This is a genomic window from Natrinema sp. CRL1, assembly GCF_059162405.1.
In genome coordinates, this window is sequence record NZ_JBLVOY010000002.1 from 26,455 (window position 1) to 51,676 (window position 25,222).

Annotated in this window: 28 protein-coding genes and 1 pseudogene; 8 read left to right on the top strand and 21 right to left on the bottom strand. The window is 65.3% G+C overall.

Annotated elements, in window-relative coordinates; translation table 11 throughout:
• Positions 1 to 15: 15 nt before the first annotated feature.
• A complete protein-coding gene (locus ACJYUO_RS05850; protein WP_494344463.1) occupies positions 16 to 489 on the bottom strand; it encodes a DUF7994 family protein in 474 nt (157 codons plus the stop codon).
• A gap of 134 nt (positions 490 to 623) precedes the next feature.
• Between ACJYUO_RS05850 and ACJYUO_RS05855 the strand changes: the two genes are divergently transcribed.
• On the top strand, positions 624 to 1,922 hold the full coding sequence (locus ACJYUO_RS05855) for a TIGR00341 family protein (RefSeq protein ID WP_494344464.1): 1,299 nt from the start codon (positions 624 to 626) through the stop codon (positions 1,920 to 1,922).
• Between the two features lie 101 nt (positions 1,923 to 2,023).
• On the opposite strand, the gene ACJYUO_RS05860 is transcribed toward ACJYUO_RS05855, so the two are convergent.
• Both ACJYUO_RS05860 and ACJYUO_RS05865 read right to left on the bottom strand, forming a co-directional pair.
• Positions 2,024 to 2,344, bottom strand: coding sequence for a hypothetical protein (locus ACJYUO_RS05860; RefSeq protein WP_494344465.1), 321 nt, complete (start codon positions 2,342 to 2,344; stop codon positions 2,024 to 2,026).
• A gap of 35 nt (positions 2,345 to 2,379) precedes the next feature.
• Positions 2,380 to 3,363 (bottom strand): NOG1 family protein, encoded by a 984-nt coding sequence (locus tag ACJYUO_RS05865; protein ID WP_494344466.1) that lies wholly within the window; start codon positions 3,361 to 3,363, stop codon positions 2,380 to 2,382.
• A 137-nt stretch (positions 3,364 to 3,500) separates the two neighbouring features.
• Between ACJYUO_RS05865 and ACJYUO_RS05870 the strand changes: the two genes are divergently transcribed.
• A complete protein-coding gene (locus tag ACJYUO_RS05870; protein ID WP_494344467.1) occupies positions 3,501 to 3,872 on the top strand; it encodes a DUF5518 domain-containing protein in 372 nt (123 codons plus the stop codon).
• 61 nt (positions 3,873 to 3,933) lie between these two features.
• Here the strand turns inward: ACJYUO_RS05870 and ACJYUO_RS05875 are convergent, their stop codons facing one another.
• The 8 genes from ACJYUO_RS05875 to ACJYUO_RS05910 form a co-directional block, all read right to left on the bottom strand.
• The gene (locus tag ACJYUO_RS05875) at positions 3,934 to 4,281 is read right to left on the bottom strand and encodes a four-helix bundle copper-binding protein (protein ID WP_494344468.1); all 348 of its coding nucleotides are present in this window, start codon (positions 4,279 to 4,281) and stop codon (positions 3,934 to 3,936) included.
• A gap of 147 nt (positions 4,282 to 4,428) precedes the next feature.
• Positions 4,429 to 4,713: a phosphoribosyl-ATP diphosphatase gene (gene hisE / locus ACJYUO_RS05880; RefSeq protein ID WP_006430335.1), complete on the bottom strand. Its 285-nt coding sequence runs from the start codon at positions 4,711 to 4,713 to the stop codon at positions 4,429 to 4,431.
• Complete coding sequence (locus tag ACJYUO_RS05885; RefSeq protein ID WP_494344469.1) at positions 4,714 to 5,181, bottom strand: bifunctional nuclease family protein; 468 nt, start codon at positions 5,179 to 5,181, stop codon at positions 4,714 to 4,716.
• 165 nt (positions 5,182 to 5,346) lie between these two features.
• The gene (locus ACJYUO_RS05890) at positions 5,347 to 5,685 is read right to left on the bottom strand and encodes a HalOD1 output domain-containing protein (protein ID WP_494344470.1); all 339 of its coding nucleotides are present in this window, start codon (positions 5,683 to 5,685) and stop codon (positions 5,347 to 5,349) included.
• Positions 5,686 to 5,732: 47 nt separating this feature from the next.
• Positions 5,733 to 6,887, bottom strand: a complete 1,155-nt coding sequence (locus ACJYUO_RS05895) for a helix-turn-helix domain-containing protein (RefSeq protein WP_494344471.1) — start codon at positions 6,885 to 6,887, stop codon at positions 5,733 to 5,735.
• Between the two features lie 153 nt (positions 6,888 to 7,040).
• Positions 7,041 to 8,021: an acetamidase/formamidase family protein gene (locus ACJYUO_RS05900; RefSeq protein WP_494344472.1), complete on the bottom strand. Its 981-nt coding sequence runs from the start codon at positions 8,019 to 8,021 to the stop codon at positions 7,041 to 7,043.
• Between the two features lie 94 nt (positions 8,022 to 8,115).
• Positions 8,116 to 8,733, bottom strand: coding sequence for a pyridoxal 5'-phosphate synthase glutaminase subunit PdxT (pdxT, locus tag ACJYUO_RS05905; RefSeq protein WP_494344473.1), 618 nt, complete (start codon positions 8,731 to 8,733; stop codon positions 8,116 to 8,118).
• Positions 8,734 to 8,845: 112 nt separating this feature from the next.
• Positions 8,846 to 11,146, bottom strand: a complete 2,301-nt coding sequence (locus ACJYUO_RS05910; protein ID WP_494344474.1) for a PAS domain S-box protein — start codon at positions 11,144 to 11,146, stop codon at positions 8,846 to 8,848.
• A 132-nt stretch (positions 11,147 to 11,278) separates the two neighbouring features.
• Between ACJYUO_RS05910 and ACJYUO_RS05915 the strand changes: the two genes are divergently transcribed.
• Entirely contained in the window at positions 11,279 to 11,680 is a 402-nt protein-coding gene (locus tag ACJYUO_RS05915) for a pyridoxamine 5'-phosphate oxidase family protein (protein WP_494344475.1), read from the top strand.
• Between the two features lie 14 nt (positions 11,681 to 11,694).
• Here ACJYUO_RS05915 and ACJYUO_RS05920 read toward each other — a convergent pair whose 3' ends face one another.
• From ACJYUO_RS05920 to ACJYUO_RS05935, 4 genes are all read right to left on the bottom strand, one after another.
• Entirely contained in the window at positions 11,695 to 12,753 is a 1,059-nt protein-coding gene (locus ACJYUO_RS05920) for a deoxyhypusine synthase (protein ID WP_494344476.1), read from the bottom strand.
• A 429-nt stretch (positions 12,754 to 13,182) separates the two neighbouring features.
• Positions 13,183 to 13,950 (bottom strand): Nif3-like dinuclear metal center hexameric protein, encoded by a 768-nt coding sequence (locus ACJYUO_RS05925; protein ID WP_494344477.1) that lies wholly within the window; start codon positions 13,948 to 13,950, stop codon positions 13,183 to 13,185.
• Between the two features lie 122 nt (positions 13,951 to 14,072).
• Positions 14,073 to 16,538: a cbb3-type cytochrome c oxidase subunit I gene (locus ACJYUO_RS05930; RefSeq protein WP_494344478.1), complete on the bottom strand. Its 2,466-nt coding sequence runs from the start codon at positions 16,536 to 16,538 to the stop codon at positions 14,073 to 14,075.
• Between the two features lie 293 nt (positions 16,539 to 16,831).
• A complete protein-coding gene (locus ACJYUO_RS05935; protein ID WP_494344479.1) occupies positions 16,832 to 17,662 on the bottom strand; it encodes a glycerophosphodiester phosphodiesterase in 831 nt (276 codons plus the stop codon).
• A gap of 104 nt (positions 17,663 to 17,766) precedes the next feature.
• Here ACJYUO_RS05935 and ACJYUO_RS05940 point away from each other — a divergent pair, with 104 nt between their 5' ends.
• Positions 17,767 to 18,024 carry a hypothetical protein gene (locus ACJYUO_RS05940; protein ID WP_494344480.1) on the top strand — a complete coding sequence of 86 codons (258 nt, stop codon included), beginning with the start codon at positions 17,767 to 17,769 and terminating at the stop codon, positions 18,022 to 18,024.
• A 123-nt stretch (positions 18,025 to 18,147) separates the two neighbouring features.
• On the top strand, positions 18,148 to 18,816 hold the full coding sequence (gene npdG, locus ACJYUO_RS05945; protein WP_494344481.1) for an NADPH-dependent F420 reductase: 669 nt from the start codon (positions 18,148 to 18,150) through the stop codon (positions 18,814 to 18,816).
• A 210-nt stretch (positions 18,817 to 19,026) separates the two neighbouring features.
• On the opposite strand, the gene ACJYUO_RS05950 is transcribed toward npdG, so the two are convergent.
• Complete coding sequence (locus ACJYUO_RS05950; RefSeq protein ID WP_006180412.1) at positions 19,027 to 19,296, bottom strand: thioredoxin family protein; 270 nt, start codon at positions 19,294 to 19,296, stop codon at positions 19,027 to 19,029.
• A 117-nt stretch (positions 19,297 to 19,413) separates the two neighbouring features.
• On the opposite strand from ACJYUO_RS05950, the gene ACJYUO_RS05955 reads away from it, so the two are divergent.
• The gene (locus tag ACJYUO_RS05955; protein WP_006430355.1) at positions 19,414 to 19,575 is read left to right on the top strand and encodes a preprotein translocase subunit Sec61beta; all 162 of its coding nucleotides are present in this window, start codon (positions 19,414 to 19,416) and stop codon (positions 19,573 to 19,575) included.
• Between the two features lie 105 nt (positions 19,576 to 19,680).
• Here ACJYUO_RS05955 and ACJYUO_RS05960 read toward each other — a convergent pair whose 3' ends face one another.
• A complete protein-coding gene (locus tag ACJYUO_RS05960; protein ID WP_494344482.1) occupies positions 19,681 to 20,370 on the bottom strand; it encodes a glycosyltransferase family 2 protein in 690 nt (229 codons plus the stop codon).
• 360 nt (positions 20,371 to 20,730) lie between these two features.
• On the opposite strand from ACJYUO_RS05960, the gene ACJYUO_RS05965 reads away from it, so the two are divergent.
• On the top strand, positions 20,731 to 20,943 hold the full coding sequence (locus tag ACJYUO_RS05965; RefSeq protein WP_494344483.1) for a hypothetical protein: 213 nt from the start codon (positions 20,731 to 20,733) through the stop codon (positions 20,941 to 20,943).
• Between the two features lie 248 nt (positions 20,944 to 21,191).
• On the opposite strand, the gene ACJYUO_RS05970 is transcribed toward ACJYUO_RS05965, so the two are convergent.
• The 3 genes and pseudogenes from ACJYUO_RS05970 to ACJYUO_RS05980 form a co-directional block, all read right to left on the bottom strand.
• Complete coding sequence (locus ACJYUO_RS05970; protein ID WP_494344484.1) at positions 21,192 to 22,412, bottom strand: hypothetical protein; 1,221 nt, start codon at positions 22,410 to 22,412, stop codon at positions 21,192 to 21,194.
• 272 nt (positions 22,413 to 22,684) lie between these two features.
• Positions 22,685 to 23,074 (bottom strand): annotated as a pseudogene (locus ACJYUO_RS05975) (linear amide C-N hydrolase); the annotation flags it as partial.
• A 195-nt stretch (positions 23,075 to 23,269) separates the two neighbouring features.
• A complete protein-coding gene (locus tag ACJYUO_RS05980) occupies positions 23,270 to 23,902 on the bottom strand; it encodes a class I SAM-dependent methyltransferase (protein WP_494344485.1) in 633 nt (210 codons plus the stop codon).
• A 173-nt stretch (positions 23,903 to 24,075) separates the two neighbouring features.
• Between ACJYUO_RS05980 and ACJYUO_RS05985 the strand changes: the two genes are divergently transcribed.
• Positions 24,076 to 24,915: an ion transporter gene (locus ACJYUO_RS05985; protein WP_494344486.1), complete on the top strand. Its 840-nt coding sequence runs from the start codon at positions 24,076 to 24,078 to the stop codon at positions 24,913 to 24,915.
• A 104-nt stretch (positions 24,916 to 25,019) separates the two neighbouring features.
• Here the strand turns inward: ACJYUO_RS05985 and ACJYUO_RS05990 are convergent, their stop codons facing one another.
• Complete coding sequence (locus ACJYUO_RS05990; protein ID WP_494344487.1) at positions 25,020 to 25,184, bottom strand: hypothetical protein; 165 nt, start codon at positions 25,182 to 25,184, stop codon at positions 25,020 to 25,022.
• Between the last annotated feature and the right edge of the window lie 38 nt (positions 25,185 to 25,222).

Below are 25,222 nucleotides of genomic sequence, written 5' to 3' on the forward strand. Positions count from 1 at the left end.
GCCGAAATCTCGGTGTTAGACGTTCGTCACGACGAACAGTCCGATCCCGAACGAGAGCGCTGCGAGGAGGAGGATGGCCACGCGTCGCCGGTTCGAGGGCGTCGCCTCGAGGTCGACGTGGCGGCTGTCACGGGCGGTCTGAACGCCGAACCAGGCGATCGACGTGCTGCCGGCGAGCATCGCCACGGCGAACATCCACGAACTCGATTCGCCGGAGATGAGCGCGCTCTGTATCGCCGAAAGCACGAGGACGATGGCCAGAACGATGTCTCCAGTTCCGACGAGGACGTTCCACGAAATCGTCCGCTCGCCGACCGCGACGGAATCGACGAGACCACCGCCGATCATCAGGATCGCCGAGAGGGTAAAGCCGGCGAGCAGTGCGCCGGCGAGCGGACCGGTGAGGGCGCGACGACCGAAGACCGCGAGGTAGGTTCCGACGAGCACCAGCATGACGATGCCCAATACTGTGGCGATTCGCCGTTTCATACCATCTCTCCTCTACCTTGATACAAAACAGTGATGGGTGTGAGCGGAGGATCCGATCGCTCGAGTCGAAATTGACCGCCTGCGTCGGACGGAATGCCCCGGAGTTATGAGCCCGGGGAATCTCACAGTCTCATGTGCGGCTCGTACAGCTGACGGTTCCGACGGGCAAGCGAGAGACGATCCTCGGGACCCTCGACGAGCGAGAGATCGACTACGTCGTGACCGACGAGACCAGCAGTCGGAAGTACACGGCGGTCGTCTACTTCCCGCTGCCGGATGCGGCCGTCGAGCCGGTGCTCGACGAGGTACAGAACGCGGGGATCGACGAGGACGCGTACACCGTCGTGGTCGACGCGGAAACGGTCGTCTCCCGCCGGTTTCAGGCACTCCGAGAGGAATACGAGGACGGAGACGTCGGGTCGGACCGTATTTCCCGCCAGGAACTACAGGCAGAAGCCGACGATCTGACGCCGAGCTTTCCCGTCTATGCCGTGATGACGATCATCAGCGCGGTCGTCGCGACCGCTGGCCTCCTCCTGGACTCGCCCGCCGTCGTCGTCGGGTCGATGGTGATCGCGCCGCTGATTGGCCCAGCGCTGGGGGCGAGCGTTGGGACGGTGATCGACGACGAGGAACTGTTCGTCGAGAGCGTCACCTACCAGATCCTCGGCGTCGTCCTCGCGATCGCGGCGGCGGCGATCTTCGCGCTGGTGGTGCGGATGACGAACATCGTCCCGCCGGATCTCGTCCTCTCGAACGTCGGCGAGATTTCCGAGCGGCTCGCGCCGGACTTGCTCTCGCTTGCGATCGCGCTCGGCGCGGGGATCGCGGGGGTCGTCAGTATCGCGACGGGCACCTCCGTGGCCCTCGTCGGCGTGATGATCGCGGCGGCGTTGATCCCGCCGGCCGGCGTCGCGGGGATCACCCTCGCGTGGGGCCAACCGACGGCCGCAATCGGCGCGACGGTCCTCGTTCTCGTCAATCTACTCTCGGTGAACCTCGCCGGTCTGCTGACGCTGTGGTACGCCGGCTACCGCCCGGAGAACCTGTTTTCCATCGGCGAGACGGAACAGCGCGTTCGCCACCGGATCGTCGGCCTCGTCGTCATCGTCCTCGTCTTCGCCGTGTTTCTCGGCGGGATCACCTACGCCTCCTACGAGACCGGGAACTTCGAACAGGACGCCCGCGACGAGGTCGAGCAAGTCCTCTCACAGGACCAGTACGAGCGCTACCAGTTGCTCGAGTTCGAAGTCGTGATGGACAACGACTACCCGTTCCGGAACCCCGATCGGGTGATCGTCACGATCGGCGGCCCGCCCGGCGAGACGGCACCCGAACTGGCCGACACACTCCACGAGCGGATCAACCGCCACGCCGACGGCACGGTCGACGTCGAGGTCAGATACGTCGAAGTGCTCGAGGGAGGGAACTAGCACCCCTCGGCCGTCTCGAAGGCGAACGCGGTGTTCTCCGTTGCTTCGTGGTAACTTTCACGGATGCTGACTCTACGTGAGATCCACTCGTTTCTAGCCCGCTAGCGCCGCAGCCGCTCGAGAAGACCTGAGTCCACGGACGCCTCGGTGCTGGAGCCGGAGACGGAGTCGGTCTCCGCCGCATCGGCAGCGGTGTCACGCCGGAGCCGACCCACCAGCCGTCGAAGCCACGTCTTCGGCCCGCCGATTCGGTTGAGAAGATACGTCGGGAAATAGAGGGCGATCGCGCCCAGTGCCAGAAAGCCGAGCCCGCCGACGAGGCGGCCGTCGCGGAGGAATCCGACGCCGACGACGAACATCGGCCCCGCCATCGAGAACCCCGCGGCGGTCTGGAGCAGCCACAGAATGCCGGGCCCGTTCACAGAATGCCGGGCCCGTTCATCGATTCGGCCGCGAGTTAGCCGTCGAAGGGCATCTCGGGCTCGTAGCCGATCGCCTCGACGGCGGCGTCGAGGACCGTCTCGACGTTCGCGCCGGTCTCGACGCTCATGGTGTAATCGGCCGCGAGCTCCTCGGTCAGGTCGCCGTCCTCGAAGCGGTCCTCCTTGTTCGCGATCGTGAGCACGGGGATGTCCTCGAACTGCGCCGAGATCGAGTCCCGGAGCTCGAGTTGCGAGCCGGTCGGGTAACCACAGTCGCCGGTGGGGTCGACCACGACGAGCATGCAGTCGGCGAGGTGTTCGACGGCGCTGACGGCTTGGGATTCGATCTCGTTGCGCTCGGCCGGCGGGCGGTCGAGCAGCCCGGGGGTGTCGACGATCTGGTAGCGGATGTGATCGCGCTCGAAGTGACCGACGCCGATTCCTTTCGTCGTGAAGGGGTAGGAGGCGGTCTCGCCGCGGGCGTTGGTGACGTCGTTGACGAACGAGGACTTGCCGACGTTGGGGTAGCCGGCGACGACGATCGTCGGCTCGTCGGGGTTGATTTCGGGCAGGTCCCGCAGATCGTTGCGCGACTCGTTGATGTACAGCAGGTGGTCGTCGACCTGTTCGACGATGTCCGCCAGCCGGGCGAAGGCCTGCTTGCGGTGCTTGCGCGCGGTGTCCACGTCGGTCTTTCGCAGCCGCGGCTGGTACTCCTCGTGGATCTCGCGGGCTTTGCGGCTGGCCCACATCACTTCCGACAGCGCCTGCCGGAGCCGGTCGACGTCGACGATCGCGTCGGCCAGCTCGTAGTAGAACGGGTGAGCGTCGTACTCGAAGTCCGGCCACGCCGTCACGACGTTCTCTAAGTTGTCCGAGATGATGTTCGCCGCCGTCTGGAGCATCGACTGCTGGGCCTCGAGGCCGCCTTTGGCCTTGCCGGCCCGTGCCGCCCGCGAAAACGCCTTGTCGATCAGCTCTTCCGACGTGGGCGTTGTCGGAAGGTCTTCGAAAATCATGTCCAGCACTAGCGCCTCCGATCATAAAGGGCGTTCGTTACGCGCCGGTTGCGCGGCGAGCGGGGACGGCCTGCGTGTCAGCACGCGTGGCAGTTGTCCGCCGCGAGCTTATCCCCGTTGCCGTCGTTCGATCGAGTATGACAAACTGGCGTGCCGTCTTCGTCGGCTTCGTCGTCGCGACCGTTCTGGGAATCGTCGGGCTCACCATCCCGGGTATCGGACAGCTCGCTGCGGGGCTGATCGGCGGCTTCGTCGCGGGCTATATGGCCGGCGGCTCCCTCGGCAGCGGCTTCTGGCACGGGCTGCTCGCCGGCTCCCTCGGCGGGGTCATCGGCGGCCTGCTCATCGCCGTCGCCGTCGGCATCGCCGGACTCGCGCTCGGGCCGGCCGGCGGCGCTATTTCCGGCGCTGCCGGGCTCGGTATCTTCGCACTGGCCGTGACGATCTCGCTGGTCATGGCCCTCGAGAGCGCGGTCGCCGGTGCAGTCGGCGCGGCGATGAGTGCCTGATCGGGTCGAAAAACGGCGTTTTTAGATCCGCGCTCCGCACGTTCGGGCCGATTCCGGCCTCTCAGGCCGAAGCCATCTCGCGGCAGCTCTCGGCGCACTTGGGTAGGATCTCCGCACACGCCTGACAGTGCTCGTGATCGTGCTGTTCGCACTCCTCGGCACACTCCTCACAGAGGTCCGCACAGAGTTCGCCCAGTTCCCGATGGTAGCCCGAGTTGCGAGCCATGAACCGTGCGTGCAGCGAGGCGATGTCCGCCACGTCCCGACAGAGTCGGATGCAGCGAGCCATGTCTTCGCCCTCGCCCGCACAGGCGTCCGCACACCACTCGCAGACCTGCGCGGCCTCGAGGCAGTTGTCGATACACTCCTGCATCTGGTCGTCCGCGTGCTCGAGTTGTTGGACTGCCATAACGGGCAAAGTAACTCCAGCGGACGGCATCAAGCTGTTACGGGCTGTTGCAAGCAGTATGCGGTGACTGGGCCGGCCGACGGGTTCGGCGGCCGAACGGTGTCGCGGAACGGGGTCGCAGAGAACCAGCGTCGAATCGCGGTCGCGCTATCGTCGCGCCTCGAGTTCCGCCTCGAGATCGGCGAGGTCCATGTCCTTCATCGCGAGTAAGACGAGCAGGTGGTAGACGATGTCCGCGCCCTCGTGGGCGATCTCCTCGTGATCGTCGTCTTTCGCGGCTAACACGAGTTCCGTGCTCTCCTCGCCGAGTTTCTCCAGGACCGCGTTCTCGCCTTTCTCGTGGGTGAACAGCGAGGCGGTATAGGAGTCCTCGGGCAGCGTTTCCTTCCGGTCTTCGATCACGGCGAACAACTCCTCGAGTACGTCGTCCATCTAAAGGTCACCCGACACGTTACGGATGTCTTCGAGTTCGTCGAACTTTTCGCTGTCGTCTCGGCTGTCCGCGAACACCTCCTCGGTTACCTCGATCGGCGCGTTCGTCCGAGCGGCAAGGGCCAGCGAATCGCTCGGCCGGGCGTCGACGACCGTTTCGCCGCGGGGCGTCTCGAGGTGGATATCAGCGATGTAGGTACCGCCCTGCCCGCCGTCACGCTCTTCGATCTCGGTGACGACGATGCGCTCGATGCGGCTCCCGAGTTCCTCCATGACGTCCAACAGGAGGTCGTGAGTCAGCGGCCGCCCGATGTCCTCGGCCTCGAGGCCGCGAGCGATGCTCGTCGCCTCGTTGAAACCGATGAAAATCGGGACCACGTCGGCCTCGCCCTCGATCGCGAGGACGACGACCGGGACCGGCCCCTGCGGGGTCCCCGCGACGCGAACGGCGTCGATAGATGCCTGCATACCCACACTGTCGGCAAGGAGGGAGAAAACAGGTCCGGTCGCGAATGCATGCAGTCCCGCGGCTGGTGCGGTCGATCGGTTTCGGTCCTCGAGACGGGATAGCTGTGAGCGACCGTAGATGTCGAAAATCGGATCGGGATGCCGAAGACCGGGGCTCGCAGCCGGTCAGTTTTCCGGCGGTTCGACGACGACGCTGCCGTCGCTCGAGACGGTCACGTAACAGCCCTCGTAGGCGATGGAAACGCTGATCGGCTGGTCTCGGGCCGCCGTCACGAGGTCGGTGAGTGCTTCGGGATCGATCGTGTCGTAGAGCGGCGACATCGCGGTCGGTTCGCGGTTCGTGACGGCTGCGACGGCTTCGACGATGGCGACGACGACCGTGTTTGGGCCGTCATCGAATTGTGTGTGGTACGTGTCCGAGATGGGATCGTAGCCAGAGCTGTCGTCGCCGAGCCCCTCGGGTGTGGCTGCAGAGATGTTGGAATGGGCTGAGTTCTCGCTCATTGGCTTTCACTATCACAGATGTCGTCCTAAGGGATGGGACTGACTAGTCAGTCCCCCGCCGCACCGGACTTCTCGAAGAGGTGCTGGAAGACGGTCCGTTCCGCCTTGCGGAGGTGCTGGTTGAACGTCTGGCGAGTAACGCCGAACCGGGCTGCCAACTCGTCACCGGTGCTGGTCCGCGGCGTGGCGAAGTAGCCGCTGAAGTACGCGGCGTCGAGGGCGGCCAGTTGTCGGTCGGTGAGCGCGTCCGCCACGACGTCGTACAGCAGGTGGGGCGAGTAGACGAGCTCTTCTGAGACCAGTTCGGCGTCGGGGTGGAACCGCCGGATCTCGTCACCGGCCTGTCGGTGATCGACGTCGCCGGGGAGTTCGCCGCGGAACCTGACCTCGTCGGACGCGATGACGATCTCGCGGGGGCGGCCGCCGAGCGCGGAGAACACGTGGGCGACCGTCTCCGATTCCGAGTGGGCTTCGATGCGATTGTAGCCGTCGACCGAACTGAGCAACCGCGCGTCGAGGTAGTGGGGCACCTCTTCGACGGCGGTGACGAAGTCGCTCGCGGTAAGATCTGCCGTCCCCATGTACTGGACGGTGGTTCCGTCGGGGAGTACGACGACGGAATCGATGTCGATCCACGTCCGGTCGGTTTCGACCCGCAGCGACGGCGGCACCGCCGATTCGTCCGCGCGGAACTCGAGCAGCCGGACGTGATCGCTGGTCAGGCGCATCTCGCGTTGTTTCAACGCCGTCACGTCCTCGAACGAGACGGCGACGTACTCGACATCGCCGCCCGTATCGAACAGCGGCGCGGCATTGCTCGAGAACCACCGCCGGCTGCCGTCCGCGAGTTCGATCCAGTATTCAAACCCGAACGCGGGGTCGCCCGATTCGAAGACCCGCGTGACGGGGTGCTCGTCGATGGGGACCGGCGTTCCGTCGTCGTAGGAGATGTCCCACTCGGACGGGCCGTAGGGGCGACCGACGAGGTCCTCGCGTGGGAGGCCCAGCGTCGTCACGGCCCGATCGGTCGCGTGGGCGATCTCGCCCGTCGAATCGACTACGACGGCGCTGACCGGACACGCCTCGAAGAACCGTCGCGCGAGATCTGCCGAAAGCGACTCTCGCGACCCACCATCGTCCTCGTCCGCGTTCCGTTCGACCGGATCGCCGTCGCGAAAACCGCCCGCCGACGAATCCGTCATCGCCCCCTCGCCGGCTCGAGCCACAGGGGTGCCGTCTCGAGGGGCTCGCTCGGCGACCCGGTGCGTTGGTCAGTCGCTCGCTCGAGGTGTCGATACCGGCTCCGTCTCATACCGTCGGTAAGGCTTCGACGAATAAATGCGTACCACCGGTCATCATGCCGACCGACGCTGTTCGTCGGGGAAGATTCCCTCCGACAGGTACGCGGAGACGACCCAGTTCGGCGCGTTGACGACCTCGTTGATCTTCAGGTCGACGGCCACCGAGCACAGCATGTAGGCCTCGTGTCGCTCGAGGCCGCGTTCGGTCTCGAGGTGGTCGATCATCCCTCGGACGGCGTCTCTGGCGGCTTCCTGCAGGTCGTCCGCGATCCCCGTGGTTCCATACATCGGCTCGTCCCGGCCGCTCGGGGTGAACGGCCCCGTCGTCTCGAACTGTGGCTGGTCGATCGAGAGATCCGACCGCAGGGTAAATCGACAGGTGACGGTCATCGGTGCCTCGATTCCCGTCCCGCAGACTTCGCCGTCCCCCTGTGCGGCGTGGCCGTCGCCGACGCTGAACAGAGCCCCGTCGACCGCGACGGGGAGATACAGCGTCGAGCCGGCCGTGAGCTGCTTGATGTCCATGTTCCCGCCGACCGACCGCGGCGGGAACGTGCTGTGGGTGCCGTCCTCGGCCGGCGCGACACCCATGATGCCGGGAAACGGATCGAGCGGCACCTCGATGCCGTTTGCGAAGCGACCGACGCCGTCCTCGAGGTCCCAGACGTGGAGGTCGGGCTCCGGAAACTCCTCGGCCAAGAGCCCGAGTTCCGCTTCGCTCGGGAGGATCAGCGTGACTCCCCAGCCCCGATGATCGATCTCGAGCAGTTCGACCTCGAGGACATCGCCCGGCCGAGCGCCCTCGATCGCGACGGGGCCGGTCAGCGTATGGACCCGGTCGATGTCGAGGGCGGCGATGTCGGCGACCGTTGAGTCGGGCCCGAGCTGTCCGCCGGTCGAGTCCCGGCACGTAAACCGGACGACATCGCCGGACTCGACGGTCTGTACCGGCTCGAGGCCGTTGTCCCAGACGCTGTGTACGGTTTCGTCACTGGCACCGATCTCGTACGCCGCGGCCTCGTGTTCGTCCGACATATGTCTTCAGTACACGATTCGTGATGACATAAAATAACCGCTCGCTACAACCGTATACTTCCGTGTCCGGCCCGCCGCTGTGCGTGCGGCAGGACTAGTGTACGTCCTCGAGCGACGGCACCGAGGCGGCCTCGTTCTCGAAGAACGCCAGCCCGTGAATCCGGCTGTCGGCGGTCAGTTCGGGATGAAACGAGGTGCCGACGACGGGGCCGTCCCGGACCGCGACCGGCCGGTCGTCCCACGTCGCGAGCACCTCTGCGTCGCCGACCGAATCGATAGCGGGCGCGCGGATGAATACCGCCGGATACGGCTCCGCGAGGCCTGCGACCGCGAGGGGCGCTTCGAAGCTGTCTTTCTGCCGGCCGAACGCGTTGCGCTCGACGCCGACGTCGAGCAACTCGAGTTCGTCGACCCGGTCGTCGCCGGCGTCGCTCGAGGCGACGATCAGGCCGGCACAGGTCGCGAGCAGCGGTTTGCCGTCGGCGACGTGAGCTTGTATTTCGGGGGCGATCCCTTCGCTGTGGAGCAGTCGGGAGATGGTCGTCGATTCGCCGCCGGGCATCGCGAGCAGGTCGCAGTCGGGAACGATCCCAGCGTCTCGAATTTCGTGGACCGTGACCTCGCGGCCGCGGGCCGCCGCGGCGCGTTCGATGGCGGCCGCGTGTTCCTCGACGTCGCCTTGGACCGCGACGACGCCCGCAGTCAGTGACATGGCCGCGGCTAGGGAGAGTGCCGTCAAAAAGTTCGCGCCACGAGCCGAGCGATAGACGGTGCTCCGCCACGGTTCCGCGGGTCGGAGTTGTCTTCGTCCCCGTATCCCCGCGTCAGTTCCCGTCGCGCGGGCGAGCGACGCCGGTCAGTTCGAAGCGGGCCCCGCCCGCCTCGCCGGTCGTCGCCTCGAGCGCCCAGTCGTGGGCCTCGGCGACCCGTTCGACGATGCCGAGCCCGAAGCCGGTCCCGTCGTCGGCCGTCGTAAAGCCGATATCGAAGACTTCCTCTCGTTCGTCCTCGGGAATCCCCCGTCCGGTGTCGGCCACGTAGAATCCGCCCTCGCAGTCGCCGACCGTGACCGTCAGGTCGGCGCTGGTCCCGCCCTCGGGAATCCCGTGATCGAGCGCGTTCCGGAACAGGTTCTCGAGCAACTGCTGAAGCCGGTCGGGGTCGGCCCGGACCCACCCCGTTCCCTCGAGGTCGAGGGCGGCGTCGCCGGTGTCGACCATCGACCACGCCTTCGTCGCGCAGTCTCGGACCGAAACCGGCTCCAGGTCGGCCGTCGTCGCGCCCTGCTCGGCCAGCGACAGGAGTTCCTCGATCAACTGCTCCATCCGCTCGAGGGCCTCGTCGCAGGCCTCGAGCCGAGCGTGATCGCCCTCCCGTGCGAGTTCCAGCGAGCCCTGTGCCACGTTCAACGGGTTCCGCAGGTCGTGACTGACGACGCTGGTAAACTCCTGGAGGCGGTCGTTCTGTCGCTCGAGGGTCTCGCGGGACTGCTTGCGCTCGGTCTCGTAACTGACCCACTTGGCCATGAGTTTGACCAGCGTCCGCTCGGCCTCGGAGAAGCCGTCACCCTCGCGGGGCTCGCTCGAGGCGAAACAGAGGGTGCCCCAGATGGTGCCGTCGACGGTCACCTTCGCGCCGACGTAGCTGCCGAGTTCGAACAGTTCGTAGGCCGGGTCGCCGACCCAGCCCTCGTCGGGCGCGTTCGCGACGGTGACGAGTTCGTGAGTTTTGATCGTTTTCCGGCAGTAGGCCGCCGAGAGCGGGCAGGACTCGCCCGACTGGAGGAGCGGATGATCGCTCCGGGACTCGACGATCGTCTGCGTTCGGTCGTCGAGAGAGATCCGCGTCAGGAAGCCGTAGGGCAACTCGAGTGATTCACAGCCCAGTTCGAGCAGTTCCGGGAGCTTCGCGTCGAGCGGCGTGTCGGGTTTGGTCGAGATGTCGTACAGCGCCTGCAACGCCGCGACGTTCGACTCGAGTTCCTGTTCGGCCCGGATCCTGTCGGTCACGTCCGTAAAGAAGATCGAGAGGCCGTCTTCGGAGGGGTAGGCTCGGACCTCGAACCAGCTCGCAAGCGACGAGACGTACTCGGTGAAACTGACGGTGGTCTGCTCGGCGAAGGCCCGCTCGAGTTGCCGCTCGAGTTCAGTCCCAGAAACAGTCTCGAACGCCGTCTCGAGCGGTTCCCCGAGCAGTTCCTCGCGGGGCCGCTGGAGGAGATCGGCCGCTTGCTCGTTGACGTAGGTGTACTCCCAGTCGGCGTCGATCGAGACGAAGGCGTCACCGATCCGCTCGAGGGTGGCCTCGCGTTCGCGCTCGAGGCGCTTGCGATCAGAAATGTCCCTGATGACGGCGGTAAAGAGGTGTTCGCCGTCGACTTCCGTCTCGCCGAAGGAGATGCCGACGGGGAACTCGCGGCCGTCCGCGTGGCGGCCGGCGAGTTCGACCCAGTCCCAGTCGAGTCCACGGTCGCCGGTCCGGAGGTAGCGCGCGATCGCCTCGCGGTGGGCGTCCTGATACTGCGGCGGAATCAACGTCGTGAGCTGCTCGCCGACGAGGTCGTCGGGGTCGTAGCCGAAGAGCGATTCGACGGCGTCGTTCGCGTACCGGATCGTGCCGTCGTCGCCCGCCGTGATCACGCCGAAGGAGGCGTTTTCCGTGAACGCGCGAAATCGGGCCGTCGCCGCCTCGAGATCGCGCCGCTCGGCCACCCGATCGACCGCCCGCTCGATCCGGATCGCGAGCCGCTCGCCGTGAGCGGCCGCCGACTCGGAGACGCAGCCGGTCGCGCCGGCCTCGAGCGCGGCGCTGGCGGCGTCCTCGTCCCAGCCCTCGGCGATCAGGAACACGGGGAGCTGGGGATCGAACTCGCGGACGCGCTCGAGCAGCGATCGAGCCTCATCGCCCCCAGCCGTAGACCGACTCACGAGACAGTCCAGACGCCGTGACCGAACCCGCTCGAGCGCCGCGGCCTCGTCGGCGACGGAGTCGACCGCAAGCCGGTCGCTCGCCCGCTCGAGGGCTCGTGGAATCTCGGCCGCGGCCGGGTAGCCGCCGACGTAGACGACGGTACTGTCGTCCGTCGTCGCGTCCGAATCGGTCGGAATCGTGGTCGGCCGAGTCATGAAGAACCACTGAATCTATCGCGAAAAGGGCCGACGAGGTAATAAGCCGTGTGGCAGTCTTCGGCGAGAGCGGTCGCCGCACCGGCACCGCCATGGCGGTCGTTTTTGTCGCTGCCCGTTCCCGAGTCGACCGTGTCGACCGTTCCAGCCGAGGCTGAACGCCTGCTCGAGAGCGAGCCCGTGATGGCCCATTTGGGAACCTGTGCCGAGGGGCGACCCCACGTCGCGCCCGTCTGGTACCGGTACGTGGACGGGGTCGTCGAGATCGTTACGACCGGTCGAAAACTGGCCAATATCAGGCAGAATCCGCGGGTCGCCCTCTCGATACAGCAAGACGACGCCGGACAGACACAGTGGATGGTGTCGCTGCTCGGGACAGCGACGGTCGTCGAAGACGAGGCGGAGACGGCCGCGGCCCGCCGCCGGATCAACGAGACGTACGACGCGGAACCCGACGCGTACGCCGACAACACGCTCGTTCGGATCGACGTCGGCTCGGCGACTTACCGGACCTACGACGACGCGCTCGAGTGAGCCAGGACGCGTGATTAGTCCTCGAGTCGTTCCCGGGCCGCCGCCACGACCAGCGGGAGCGTGATCGTCGCGTCGGCGTAGACCGAGACGTTGTCGGCATCTTTCTCGAGTTTGCCCCACGAGCGGGCCTCGTCTAAGGTCGCGCCGGAGAGGCCGCCGGTCTGTTTGGGGTCCATGGTCAGTTGGACGGCGTAGTCGTAGGCGTCGGGCGCGACGAGCATCGTCTGCAGCGTGAAGTTCTTCGGGACGCCGCCGCCGACGACGAACGCGCCGGCCTCGTCGGCGTGGTAGGCGATGTCAGTAAGCGGGGTCATGTCCGCCAGCGCGTCCAGCGAGAAGTCGGAGGTCTGGGAGTACATCCACGCCTGCAGCCCGAGCACGGAGTCCTGAACGGCGGGGCAGTAGATCGGCACGTCGTTCTCGTAGGCCGCGGCGGCGATGCCAGCGTCCTCGTCGACGTCGTCGCGTTCGTTGACCTCGGCGTTGGCCCGCCCGAGTTCCTCGGTGAGCCGTTGGATCGGGACGACGCCGTCCTCCTCGAGGACCGGGAAGACCTCCTCGCGCAGGTGGGACTCGAAGGTCGCGAAGAACTCCTGTGGGAGATAGACGTTGTAGATGCGGTCGACGCCCTCGTCGCGCAGCGTTTCGTCGTGTTCGCGCTCGGTCTTGCCCTCCTCGTGGACCGCGCCGTGGTGGTGTTTGCCGCCGATGGCCTCGATGGAATCGTGGGTCAGATTCGCCCCCGTCGTGACGAGGACGTCGATGTGGCCGTCCCGGATCAGATCGGCGACGATCGCGCGCATCCCCGTCGGGACCATTGCGCCCGCCAGCCCGAAGAAGACGGTCACGTCGTCGTCGAACATCGACTCGGTCACGTCGACGGCCTCGTGGAGGTCCGCCGCACCCACCCCGGCGTTGCCGTACTCGTCCGCAAGTTCGCCGACTGTCATGCCCGCGCGGACCTCCGCGTGGCCGACCGGGTCGTGCGAGAAGGTCTCCCGCTCGGGCTCGTGGTGGCCGTCCGCCGCCTCGCTGTCGCCGTCGTCGCTCCCGTGCTCGTGGTCGTCGCTCATATCCCCGCATCCGCGAGCCAGCGGTTTGAACGCCGCGGTTCGGTTCGATTCCGTCGTCTCGAGTCGAGTGCAAGCGCGCCGCAGAAGGTGTCCGAAGCCCGATTTACGACCGGGTCTCTTCGCGCACCAGCCGCACACTATGGATGCGCAACGAACTTTTGCGCTGCGGGCGCGGCTTCGCCGCGCCCTCGGCAAAATCTTCAAAAGAGCGCATAGCGCTCTTTTGGACCTCGCGGGATCTTTGATCCCGCTCAGCTTTGATGAAAAGCACTCCTCCCTTCCCTCCGGGTCGGTCGTCGGCCCGCTCGCTCACTCCGTTCGCTCGCGGTGAGTGCACACTGCTCCGACTATACTGACCGCTGAAACACCCGGTTTCTTCTGTCCGATTTCGCCGGACAGCGGCGACTCCAGCCGAATCCCGCGTCGCCTTCACAACCCCGTCGGTACCTCGAGAAACGCCGTCTCGAGCCCCCACTCCTCGACCAGACCCTGCAGCGATCGCACGCCGAAGGTCTCCGTCGCGTAGTGGCCCGCGAGGAAGACGTGGATACCGGACTCCTGTGCCTCGTGGTAGGCCTTCCCTTTCCCCTCGCCGGTCACCAGCGCGTCGGCGTCCGTTGCGGCGGCCTCGCCCAGCCAGTCGACCCCGCTGCCGGTGACGATCGCCACGTCCTCGATCTCGTCGGGCCCGAAGTCGAGGTGTTGAACCGGCTGCCCGCCGGTCTCGAGAGTCTCCTCGAGGCGCTCACGCAGTTCGTCAGGGGCGTAGGCGTCGGCCGCCGTCCCGCGCTGGCCGATGTACTCGGGGCCGAGTTCGCCGAAGGGGGCGCGGTCCTCGAGGCCGAGTACGTCGGCGACGCCGGCGGCGTTGCCAAGTTCCTGCTGACCGTCCAGCGGGAGATGCGAGACGTACAGCGCGAGGTCGTTCTCGATCAGGGGCGCGATTCGGTCGTAGGTTTGCCGGGTCACGCGGTCGAAGCCGCCCCACGAGAGCCCGTGGTGGACGACCAGCAGGTCCGCGTCGGCCTCAACGGCGCGGTCGACGGTCTCGCGGACGCCGTCGACGGCGAACGCGACCCGTTCGATCTCGGCCTCCTCGGGACCGATCTGCAGGCCGTTCGCGCTGGCGTCGAGGTCGGCGTAGTCGGCGGTTCCCAGTTCCTCGTCGAGTCGATCGACGACCGTCGAGAGTTCCATAGCAGGCCGTTCGGCGGTGATCGCCTTGTATCCGGCTGATTCCGACCGATCCCGCAGGGACTGGCTCGAGTTGGGGCGTCCAAAACGTGGACGACTGCACCGAAAACCGCGCATCGAGCCCGCTACATCAGGTAGAACAGCGGGAACAGGAACACCCAGACGATGTCGACGAAGTGCCAGTAGAGCCCGAAGTACTCGACCGGCCGGTTGTCCGTGAGGTAGGCGTCGGCGGTCGCGGTGCGGTAGATCATGAACCCCGCGATGAGCAGGCCGAGGATCACGTGGAACGCGTGCAGTCCGGTCGTCACGAAATAGATCGAGTAGTGGAGTTCGGTAAACCAGTAGACTCCGTGGGCGAATTCATAGCTCCACTCCCAGCCTTTGACCCCCAGGAACGTGAACCCGAGCAACAGCGTGGCTCCCATCGCGGCCAACAGCCCGCGCTTGTTCTCGCGTTCGGCCATCACCAGCGCCAGGATGACGGTGAAACTCGAGGTCAATAGGACGTAAGTGTTGACCAATCCCACGATCACGGAGGGCGGGACGGTTTCGAACTCGCCCCAGCCCATGTGGAGGCGCATGAAGATGTACGCGCCGATGACGGCACCGAAGACGATCACGTCCGAGGCGATGAAGAACCAGACGCCGAGTTTCGTGCCCCCGACGGTCTCGAAGGGCCAGCGCTCGGCGATCGCCAGGTCGGGCGCGTTGAACTCCTCCCGACCGTACTCGAAGAGCGTGTATCCCAACACCCCGACGCCGACGGCTAACAGCGCCGGATGGACGAGATCGGTCGAGCTGGCGTCGGCGAACTCCGCGCCGCGCTCGGCGGCGAAGTTGGCGACCCACGGCGTGATCCCCGACAGGCCGAGGAAGGTAAGAAACATCCCGATCCCGATGCCGAACGGCCAGATGCTCGCGTGGTCCTCGTGGTCTCCCTCGAGCGGGTCGACCTGTCCGGTGCGTTCGTGCGTGGCTGCGCCGCCGTCGGTCGCAGGCGTCGCGTCGTCGACGAATTCGAGGTGGCCGCTGGCATAGCTTGGCCGGTCCGGCCAGTTCTCGAGCGGCGGCGGGGAGGTCGTCGCCCACTCGGCGGTCCGGGAGTACGCCCACGGGTTGTTGGGGGCGTCGGGGCCCGAGACCAGACTCTTCCCGAGCGCATAGAACATGATGAGATAGGACGCGCCGAGGACGAAGGCCCCGACCGTCGCCAGTTGGTGATAGAGCGTGAGTTCCGAACTGAAGTTGAAGACGCGACGCGGCGTCTCCCAAGCGAGGAACATCGGGAAGTACAGCAGGTTGAATCCGATGAAGTAGACCGCGAAGTGGAGTTTGCCGAGCGTCTCGTCGTACATTTTCCCGGTCATCTTCGGCCACCAGTAGTAGATCGCGCCGACTAGCGCCGTCGAACCGGCGACCATCACGTAGTGGAAGTGGGCGACGACCCAGTAGGTGCCCCGGAACTCGTAGTCGAGCACGACGGCACCGAGGAAGACGCCGGTAATCCCGCCGAGAATGAATAGGACTAGCGCGCCGAGATTGAACAGGAACGGCGTGGTAAACCGGACCCGACCCTTGACCATCGTGTAGATCAGCGAGAAGACCATCAGGTCGAAGGGCAGCGAGATCCCGATCGTCGTCGCCATGAACAGCGTCTTGATCGGGAGGTTGATCGTCGTCAGGAACATGTGGTGCATCCAGACGAGGAACGACTGGACCCCCACGAGGACCATCGCGATGATGACCCACTTCCGGCCGACCAGCCGCCGGCCACAGAACGTCTGGAACGTCTCGAAGAGGACCCCGAGCGCGGGGAAAAAGACGATGTACACCTCCGGATGGCCGAAGAACCAGAACAGGTGTGCCCACAGCAGGCTCGAGCCCTGATCGGTCGCGTAGTATTGGGTCAGTAAGATCCGGTCGCTGACCAGCAACAGCAGGGCGGCAAGCAGCGCCGCGAAGGCAAAGAGCATCATCCAGACGGTCAGCAGGATCGACCACGTAAACAGCGGCATGTTCCACAGGCCCAGCCCCTCGGCGCGCTCGTAGTGGATCGTCGTAAGGAAGTTGACCGTCGCGATCGTCGTCGACATGACGAACAGGACTAGCGCGAGGATCGTCAGGTTCCCGCCGGACGTCGCCGCCATCGCCGTGTTGTACATCGGCACGTTCAGCGGGGCGTACATGTACCAGCCGCCCGCGAAGGCCCGGCCCTGAAAGAACGCGACGGCGAGGAGGATCCCCGAAAAAAGGTAAAACCAGTAGCTCATGGCGTTCAGCCGCGGGAACGAGAGGTCCTTCGCCCCGATCTGGAGCGGGACGAGGTAGTTCGCGAAGCCGAATGCGAACGGCGAGAGATACCAGAACACCATCAACAACCCGTGGTTTGTCACCGCCTGATTGAACTCCTGATTCTCGAGGAGGCCGATCCCGCCGGACTCCCACATGTGCGTGCGGAACAACAGCGCGAGGACGCCGCCGAACAGCAGGAAGAAGATCGCGGTCCCTAGGTAAAGGATGCCGACGTCCTTGTGGTTGGTCGTGACCAGCCACCGCTTGACGGTCGTTCGCGGCGGGAGCTCACTCATTCAGTACCACCTCCCGACCGAACGTGCGCCTCGAGTGGGCGTGGCTTCGGGCCGACACCCCGGCCCCCTCGGGAGCCGACTGACGGGACAGCCCTTCGAATAGATACCGGGACCCATACTCGGCACACTCCGACGATTCCCCGTATCAAGGTGTCCGGTGCGACTGCAGGCGATACTTCTCCGGTGGCGGCGTTCGACGGCCAGATATAGCGGCTCTAATCGCTATTTGCGAGTTCTACCAGCAACTCAGTGCCTGAATTCCGATCCAGAACAACCGTCTGCGATTCACGCCGTCACCGACGACTCGACGCCCAGCCCAGTCCGGGGTAGTCGGCGATGATCCCGTCGACGCCGGCGTCCGCGAGCCGGTCGAACTGGATCCAGTTCGTCACCGTCCAGACGTTGACCGCTCGCCCCTCCTCGTGGGCTGTCTCGAGCACGTCGGTTTCGGGGGCAACGTCGGGTGTCTCGTTCGAATTCGTCTCGGAAGCAGTGTCGCGAATCATGGTCTGCGGCGGGTGGATCGCCTCACACTCGTATCGGCGCGCGATCTCGAGGCCGGCCGCGGGATCGTCTCGAAGCAGCGCCGCGGCGGCGTACTCCGCGGTCACCTCGCGCAGCGCCGCGATGGCACCCTCGCAGAACGACGAGAAGAGGAGGTCGCCGTCGAAGGCGTCGCAGTCGGCGACGACGCGCTCGACGAACGGCCGCCACGCCTCGCGGCGCGCGGCGCGCTCGTCCGGCGGGAGCGACTCGCCGACGCGGAGATCCGCCCGTCCCGCCCCCTTCAGTTCGACATTGAGATCGACCGTTTCGGGAGTCGCCTCGAGCAGCGCCGCCAGCGTCGGCACAGTCGCTTTGGTTCCGAGCACGCGCGTTTCCCGAAGCACCTCGAGAGGTGTCTCTCGGACGAGGCCTGTCCCGTCGGTGAGCGGCCGTCCGTCGCGGGATCCCTCGAGGCGCTCGTCGTGGACGACCACCGGCGTCCCGCAGGCGGCCGGTCGCACGTCGATTTCGATCATCGCGGTCTCATCGTCCTCGGCGGCGCGTTCGATCGCGGAGACGGTGTTCTCGGGGGCGATACCGGCGAAGCCGCGGTGGGCGATGACGGCGGGACGGGCCATATCGGAGCGACGGCCGGCCGGGTAATGGAAGTACGCCATCCGTGCGGGGCGGGACCGGCGCTTCCCGGCCGGTCTTTCATCCGTGTGTCCAGCAAACGACCGGTATGACCGACACCACGCTCGCCGATGTCGAACGCGCCCTCGACCGTGCGGCCGACCTCGAGACCGAGGAAGCGGTCTCTGTCTTGCGGACGGCCAAGCAGGACCTCGCTGATCTGGGGTCGAACCCGGACGTCGACGAGGAACGGCGGCGGGACCTCGAGACCCGACTCGAGCAGCGCATCCGCGAGGTGTCCGAACGCGACGCCTACGACAGCGGCTTGGGGGCGGCCATGAACCCGACCGAGGACGACGCACCGTAGCGGTAGGGTGGGCAGCATTGCCGACTGAACACCGGCCGATCGCTGGTTCGAACTCGTCGGAGAACCCGGCGATATCGGCCGATCTCCGGCCCTTTTATTCGGGTGCCGTCCGGAGGAGGTGGTATGCGAATTGCACTACTTGGCGGCACCGGCGACATCGGCGAAGGGCTCGCGCTCCGACTCGCCCGCGACACGGGCCACGAGATCCTCATCGGTTCCCGGGACCCCGAGAAGGCCCGCGACGCCGTCGCGGAGTACGAGGAGGAACTCGCCGACCGCACCGACGAGGTCGACATCAAGGGCTTCGGCAACGAGATGGCGGCCGATCGGGCCGACGTCGTCATCCTCAGCGTCCCGCCGTACTACGTCGGTGACACCGTCGAAGCGGTCGCCGACAGCCTCGATGCAGACTCCGTACTGGTGACGCCCGCGGTCGGCATGCAGGGCGACGAGGACGGACTGCACTATCACCCGCCCGATGCCGGCAGCGTCACCGAACTCGTCGCCGCGCGGGCCCCCGACGAGGTCCCGGTCGTCGGCGCGTTCCACAACCTCGCGGCCGACGCGCTGGCAAACCTCGACAACGACCTCGATCTCGACACGCTCGTCGTCGCCGACGACGACGCGGCCGGCGACACGGTGCTGACGATCGCCAACGAGATCGACGGGCTGCGCGCGCTCGAGGCCGGGCCGCTGGCCAACGCGGCCGAAGTCGAGAGCGTCACGCCGCTTGTCATCAACATCGCGAAGTACAACGAGGACATGCACGACGTCGGCGTGAAGTGGACCTGAGCGGACGAAAGCGCTCGCTCGGCGCGGTCGAGTACCGTTCCTGACCGTCGATTGGGTTTCTACGATCCGATTTCGAGTTCTCGAGCGCCCGCCCTGCGGCCGGTCGGTGGTCCTGCGGGGCAGTCCGGGGCCTCGAGCCCGGCTATCCCGATCGATTCGTAGGCCCGGCTCTGGGCAGCGGTGCTCGCGAGGAGAAAAGCGACCGGTCGGTTACGCGCCGGCGGATTCGAGGGCGTCCTCGATGTCGTCGCGCTGGGTGACGCCGACGAAGCGCTCGACGATGCCGTCGTCGTTCTCGATGATGAGCGTCGGCAGCGATCGAACCTGGTACTCGTTTGCCACGTCCTGTTTCTCGTCGACGTTTACTTTCTCGACTTCGAATCGGCCCTCCCAGTCGTCCTCGAGCTCCTCGAGGATCGGGTCCTGGGTCTTGCAGGGGCCACACCAGTCCGCGTAGAAGTCCTTAAGTGTGACAGTCATGCGGTCAACGCTAGTTGCCACGCGCCGCGCATAAGGGTTTCCCACTGCCAATGCATTGCCGTGATCGGCGACGCGATCGGTCGAAAGGTTTAGTTTCGGGGGCCCATAGGAACGGGTATGGATAAAGGACAGAACACCGGTGGCCTGATGTCCAGTGCCGGACTCGTTCGGTACTTCGACTCCGAGGACTCGAACGCCATCCGTATCGACCCCAAGACGGTCATCGCGTTCGGCGTGCTGCTGGGCGTGCTGGTCCAGCTGCTGACGATCGTCTCGTAACGCGGCAATCAGTCACTTTTCCCCACCACCGTCTCAGAGAGCGGCAGCGCCGGTGAACGGGCCTGGCTCTCGTCACCATCACGGCGTCACCGCACCTGGGGTCTCTCAGTAGTCAGCTCTGAGCCGCTCGAGGTCGAGCGCGAGGTAGTGCCACAGCGTCCCCGTCAGCCCCTGGTCGGCGATCCGACGGCCCGAACTCTCGACCAAGACGGTCGGGCAGTAGGCCGTCGGAAACCGGCCGGCGAGCGATCGACTGAACGCCGTATCCTCGTTCGACACGCAGGGGAAGCCGCCGATTTCCTCGAACGCGCGCCGGTGGACGAAACAGTTGAATCCCGGCAGGATCGGGTGCTCGAGCCGCGAGAAGACGTGATTGATCGTCAATTCCATCAGTTTCGCGCGTCGTGGGCCGGTGATCCGACAGGACGAACTCGCGGCCGCGAGCCCGTTGGCCTCGACGAAGCCGAGCAGTTCGGTCAGATAGTTTGCCCGCACCCGCGTGTCCGCGTCGATAAAAGCCAGCCACTCGCCAGCCGCCCGCTCGGCCCCGAGATTTCGGGCGGCAGCGATGCTCGAGCCGGCATCGCGGAGAACGGTCGCGCCGTACTCGCGGGCGATCGCCGGCGTTTCGTCGGTCGAACAGCCGTCGACGACGATCACCTCGTACTCGTAGCTCGTGTCCAGTGCCGTGAGACTCGCCAGCGCACCGCGGAGGTAGTCGGCCTCGTTGCGCGCCGGGATTACGAAACTCACGTCGCACTCGTCGGCGTCACCGTCTCGGTCGTCGCTCGCCATCGTCGTAGCGGTGAGCACTCGGCCGCGGGTTCTCAAGCTATCGGAGTCCCGATGCGTCCTCGTGGGAACTGACCGGACGAGAGCCGTCTCTCTGTTGCGGGTACGGTGGCGAATCGGCCGAATGACGGCTCGAGTCGTCGATACTCGACGAAAGGGCTACTATTTCTGCTGGCTAAATTGTGGTAAGGGAACTCGTGGTGGTTGGTTTCAGACACCACTCAGCAAGGCCACTATCTATCATGAACTTTTATAACCAAGGAGCGGATAGGGTGGAGTAGAGATGTCGGTCGTACACGTAGTAGCGTAAGCCCGTTGGCGACGACGAGTACCGCTTTTCGACGAGATCCACACCCGACCGACATGAGTACCCAACACCTGCAGTCCACGACCGACGCCGAACCGACACCCGACCGAACCACGATCCGACCCCCGCGCTCGAGCCCGCTCGAGGACCCGCGGACGGCCACCGATCGCGCCCAGCGGATGTTCTCGCATGGGGACACGGGACGACTCGAGAACCTGATCGACGAGTGGAACGCGGCCTTCGCAACCGAGAGCGCGGACGGCTCGTAACGGGCGCCCGATTTTCGCCGGCGAACCCAAACCGTCTTTGGAGCGACGGCGGTAGAGTCGCGTGGCCGATGACGATGCTCCCGCTCCGAGCCGGACTCGGCATCCGGCGGTGACGAGCCCTATGAGTGCCGAGGCCTTCGGTTTACGCGTAGTGTCTGTCGGTTCTCGACTAACAGATCGATCGCGGGGCACAGTAGCAGAGACCAGAGCCATCAGCAGCACCACCCGGAAATCCGTCTCTCGGCCGTTCAGTTCGGATCAGTAGCCCCTGCGCGACAGGTGTCGCCGTCCGCCCAAACCGTTCCGTCCGGCGGAAGTTCCCAGAGCCCGAATAACTTCGCTATAACGCTCGGCGCCGCCGATTCCATTCGATACATCTCCGGCGGGAACGGTTCCAGTGCCGTATCGACCGAAAGCGAGATCAGTTCACGGTCAGGGGACACATCCTCGGGCAGCGTTCCGATCGGCTGGCCGTCTTCGTCGATCAGCCGACGGACGAACAGCCCGGAATTGACCTCCCGGAGCCGATCGCGGTCGTCGCGATAGACGTAGAGGACGTAGCAGTTATCGGACTCACCGATCGTCGTCGCCACGTCCCTGTAGTCGACCTCGGTCGTCTCGATTGGGGCGTGACCCTTACAGAGGACGATATCACTGCCGCGTTCCCCGGGGTCGAATTCGCGAAACGGATCCACGATCGTGTTCCGCTTCCGTCGCCGCTCCGACCGTAGTTCAGCAATCGATCGGCGTTCGAACAGATACTCGTACGTCGAAATCGGGGGACCGGAATCGCACTCCGCGTACGTCGGCGCGGGGAAATCGCGTTCTCGAACGACCGCGCTTCCGGTCGCCAGTTGTCGGACGTTCCACGCGGGAGCCCGTTTCGTCCGATCCGCACCACCGAAGAAGTCGACCCACTCCGAGCCGAAAACCGTTATCCACGGGAGCCGCTCGAGACCGCTCTCTGGAGGGCGGTCGTCGGGGAAAATCCGCTCCGGCCGGTCGTCGTAGACATCGACGAACCCGTACCAGGGATCGAACAACTCTGATAACTCGAGGAACAGGGTCACGAGGAGTTCCGTCCGCTCTGCGACGGTCTCTCGAGCGTATTCGTCGGTGTCGAATAGCCGGGCAGGTGGGCCCCATATTCGGACGGGCGCTGAAACTCGCGTCTCGGTCTCGCAGAGCCGAACGGATAACTGGTACTCGTGGTTCTCGGGGCTCCAGAACGTGATTCGTCCACGGTCGACGGAACGGATTCGATCGACGAGAGACTGTACTTCGGCCGCCGTCTCCCAGTCACCGTATCCGACCGCGTCTTGTTCCCAGGTCCCGAAGACGAACTCCTGACTGCTGTCCGGCGATGCGGTCGAAAATCCGCTATCCTCGATGCGCCGCACAACCGACCGGACCGGTTCGCCGGGAAACTCGTCCAGAAACAGGTGGAGATGCGGCCGTAAAGCGCTCATGCGTGTGGTTTTGTTAGAGTGTGTCGGTAGTCTATTCGCAAGTGGTCTCGGTGCTGTATTTATAATACAACGAGTATCGCTTTCAACTAAAAACCTACCGCGACAGGATCGTGGTATCCGCACGTCGTTCCAGTTCGAATGCCGAGGCCATCGATTCACTCCAGATCCCTGAGACACGTTACCGCCTCGAGCGATCCCACCGTCGGAGCACATGAGTCGCCGCCATCACTGACTGCCGACGGACCCGTATACCAACGCGTCGGGACACGGAATCAGGGGGAAGCGGGGACGCCGAGGAATTCGAACGGGCCGGTCTCGACGAGTTCGTTGGCGATGTCGCCGGCGAAGACGGTCGCCTGGTTCTCACCGAGCGACAGCGATCGAACGCCGGCATCGGCGTCGAAGTCGATCTCGTCGAGGTCCAGCCAGAAAACGTTCGGTGAGAGCGCCGACTCGAAGTAGTAGCATCGGTCCCGGTGATCGGCGACCGTGCGCCAACGCGTCGAGGAGATATGCGGTTCATCGGGCGTACTAATTCCGTACGGCACGGAGACGTTGCGGATCGCGCCGAAGACGCTCGCCGTTGCGGCTCGGCGGTTCTGAGTCTGCGGGAGTGCATCCACGTAGAAACTCGCGCGGGCGAATCGGTCAGCCGGACGATTCGGACTCAGACGGCCGAGAAGAACCGCGTCCCTCGAGTTCGGGCGCGGAGTAACCCGGACCCGGGTCGGATGAGTTCGGACTATAGGAGCCACTGACAGTCATTGCAGACCTGATCGCACGACCGCGTCGCGATCAGTGTGTACATCGTTTCAGTGGCTCCTATAGCGACCGCCTCGAGACGCGACGCGGACGGACTACTTCTGTGCGGTGCGGAACGCGCGAACGGTATCTCGCTTGCCGGACTCGGCGTCGACCTCGAGCAGCCCCAGTTCAGTAAACACCCGGTTCCAGTCGCGGTGGTACAGCGGGAAGTCGTCGTTGACGTAGCTCACGTCGAGGTCGTCCGGGTCCGACTGCTCGCCGTCATCGTTCTCGCCCTCGTTTTCGACCGTGATGAGGAGGTCGGCAGTAATTCGGGTCAGGTCCTCGAGTACCCACTCGACGTCCGGGTGGAGGTGCTGGAGCGTCTCGACCGAGTAGACGACGTCGAACTGGTCGTCCGCGAAGTCGCCGACGGTGTCCTCGATCGTGTTGTGATAGAACGTGCCAGCAGCGGCGAGGTCGGGGTAGGACTCTTCCATCACGTCGAAGGCATCCTCGTTGACGTCGATGCCGTGTAGGTTCTCGAAGCCCCGTTCGTGGAGGTGGGCGAGGTGACGGCCCGAGCTACAGCCGAGTTCGAGGACGGCCGCGTCTCGGTCGACGAACCGATCGAGAATGCCGTGGATCGACTCGCTCCGCTGGTCCGGCCCGTAGTGGGCGTAATACTCCGGCGAGTACGCGCCGGATCGTTCTGCCCACTGACGGCGGACCTCGTTAGAATTCACGTATATGCTTCTCGGCGCACACCTAAAGCCTAGTCGACTCGTCCGATTCTCGTCGGTCACCGCCATCCACTTCCGCGAGATTCGAGCGCCGAGGTGCCGACCCGTCCTCGGACGGGAGATAGCACCGATAATCCGAGGGCCTACGTGTCTCCTGGGAGGAGTACCACTGTCGAATGACTCCAGACTCGTCGCCCGGAACCCGAGAGCTTCGGGAGACCGTCCGCTTTTACCTGCTCGATCACCGGACGCCGCTGGGGAAGGCGATCGACATCGCGCTGTTGGCGCTGAACCTCGTGTTCGTCGCCGCCTTCGTCGCGGAAACCTATCCCCTCTCCGAGGATCTCCGATCGCTCCTCTGGAGCCTCGAGGTCGCGATCGCCGCCGTCTTTCTGGTGGAGTACGTCCTGCGGCTGTACGGTGCCGCGGATCGACTCGGCGAGTTTTGCAACCCCTACACGATGGTCGATCTGATCGCCATTCTCCCGACGTTCCTCGTGGCGGGCTTGCCGGGGGTCGTGACGGTCACCAACGTCGGCTTTCTTCGCGTAGTCCGGGTCGTCCGTGTCCTCCGGTTCTATCGGTTCACGCGGGACGCGGAGTTCTTCTTCGGGACGATTTCGGACAACGCCTTGCGCGCGCTGAAGTTGCTGCTGACGGTGTTAGTGCTCCTGTTCGTCTCCGCTGGCCTGTTCTACAGCGCGGAGCACGCCGCCAACCCCGACGTCGCAACGTTCGGCGACGCCTTCTACTACGTCGTGGTCGCGCTGTCGACCGTCGGATTCGGCGATATCGTCCCACTGACGGCCGCAGGGCGCTGGATCACGGTGGCCGCCATCTTGGCCGGCATTATCGTGCTCCCGTGGCAGGCCAGCAAGATCGTCCGCGAGTGGAGCCACAGGGAGAAGGTCTCGGTCTCGTGCCCGAACTGCGGGCTGTCGTCTCACGACCGCGACGCGTCCCACTGCAAGGCGTGCGGTCACGTCATCTATCAGGAATTTGACTCCCTCGAGTGACTCGAGCGTGGCGTCCAGCACGGCCCTCCTTCTCACCGTTGTCGTCGCGCCCCGAATCGGATGAAAACGACTCGAGAGTTTACGTTTGTTCCCAAAACGACTGTCTATCCCATCTCCTGGTAAATCGATGTCTCGTCGGTACCGAACTCGAGGACGGTCGCTCGCTGGTACGTCAACTGTCGATAGCGAAACGGCCGGAAACCGCCGAGACGGACGGGGTCAGTAACGGGGTAGAAGGCCCGAACGCGAGCGTCACGGCGGGGAGACAATCCCGTAATCCCTCGTGAGAGACGGTTTCTGCGAGCCG